Origin of the sequence: Petrotoga olearia DSM 13574 (genome assembly GCF_002895525.1) — a bacterium.
Lineage (GTDB): Bacteria > Thermotogota > Thermotogae > Petrotogales > Petrotogaceae > Petrotoga > Petrotoga olearia.
Genome location: NZ_AZRL01000010.1, coordinates 1 through 1795 on the forward strand (window position 1 = coordinate 1; position 1795 = coordinate 1795).

Annotated in this window: 1 protein-coding gene and 1 tRNA gene; both read left to right on the top strand. The window is 35.0% G+C overall.

The genetic code is table 11. The features are described 5' to 3' along the window. Positions 1–75: 75 nt before the first annotated feature. Entirely contained in the window at positions 76–1443 is a 1368-nt protein-coding gene (locus X929_RS09655) for an MBL fold metallo-hydrolase (protein ID WP_166667816.1), read from the top strand. A gap of 123 nt (positions 1444–1566) precedes the next feature. Then, positions 1567–1642: transfer RNA gene (locus X929_RS03930), tRNA-Ala, on the top strand. Positions 1643–1795 lie beyond the last annotated feature (153 nt).

The following is a 1795-nucleotide window of genomic DNA, read 5'->3' on the forward strand; positions in this document are numbered from 1 at the left end:
GGGAGGGCGCTAAATCGATCAATGAGTTCCTAAAAATAGTAAAAATATAATAAGCAAAGTAGTGAGGAGATGCTCATGAAGAAGGTTCTATTGATATTTTGCATATTGCTTCTTCCTTTTTCCCTTTCTCTATCTCTATCTCTATCTTTTAATTCTCCTAGCTTTATCTGGAATTACGTTAGTAGCTACCAAACAGATGAACTAATGTATTGGAAAGTCAAATATACCAAAAATTTAATAGAGCTTATTGAAGATTATTTTCCGTTCTTAGAAAAATCAGGTTTATCTCTTCCTATAACTTCGAATGTCGAGGTTCATTTTATTGATGTTGGTCAAGGTGATTCAATTTATATAAAATTACCAGATAATGTTGATATTTTAATTGACGGGGGTAATAATTGGTATGGTGACGATATAGTTACTTACCTTAACTCACAAAATGTTGATGATATAGAATATTTGATAGCTACCCATCCTGATGCAGATCACATAGATGGGTTGGTGGAGGTTTTAAAAGCTTTTGAAGTTAAAAATGTCTATGCCCCAGATGTTTCTCATACTACGAAAACCTATAATGATTTTGTTTTAGAAGTGAGAAAGGAAGGAACTTATATCAAAACAGCTAAAGCTGGAATTACTTTGATCAACCCTGCTTTAGCTGCTGTAATAGGCTACCCTTCATTCAGTAATGTGTTTTTTGTGGGTCCTGTGAAAGAGTATGGAAAAGATCTAAATTCTTGGAGTGCCGTTATGAAAATGAATTTTGGAAATTCGACTTTTCTGTTTGCAGGAGATGCAGAGAGAATTTCCGAAATGGATATGATAGATAATAATATTCCTTTAAAGGCAGATGTTCTTAAGGTTGGACACCACGGATCCAGTTCTTCAACTTCACAAGAGTTTTTAAAAGAGGTTAATCCAAAGTATGCGATTATATCTGTAGGTAAAAATAATAATTACGGTCATCCGTCCCAGGAAGTATTAGAAAGATTGGAAAAACATAAAGTAGATCTTTTTCGTACAGATTTACAGGGAGTTATTATATCTATTAGTGAAGGCAATAAAATAAATTTTAACGTAGAACCAATAAACACTGTTAATCTTATAGAAGACATCCAAGAATCAGAACAACAAAAATATTCTATATTGATTACTAACTTAGATGTGTTTAATGAAAAGGTCACTATCTGTAACAAAACTGATGAAGACGTTGATTTAACAGGATGGGTTTTGGTTAGCGAAGTTGGGAGTCAAAAGTTCAATTTTCCAGATGGGTATATACTTAAAGCTGGAGAATGTGTGAATATTTTGTCAGGCCGTAACGCAATAGAAGAACCTCCAACTAACTTCAAATGGACAGGAGCTTATATCTGGAATAATGATGGAGACACTGCAGCCCTATACGATAATGAAGGGGCACTAATAAGCAGAGTTGAATTCTAACATTTCATTGACTAAAATAGTAAAAATAATTATAAATTGTGACTTTACGTTAAAAAAAATGCTTGAAAAAAGAGAACACTTATGTTATAATTTGTATGCTCAAATGGAGTTTATATATTTTACGGGGTCGTGGCGCAGCTGGGAGCGCGCTACCATGGCACGGTAGAGGTCGTGGGTTCAAGTCCCATCGACTCCACCAATATGAGGGAAGTATTCCCTCATTTTTTATATACATAAACCTTTGTTATTATAGGTGGGGAGTGAAGCCCTTCCACTGCTAGGTTATATGGACCGCGGGTGCCTTCCTTAGATTGGGTGGTGGGAGGGGCAAAGGGGCGTTAAAACAAGTTTT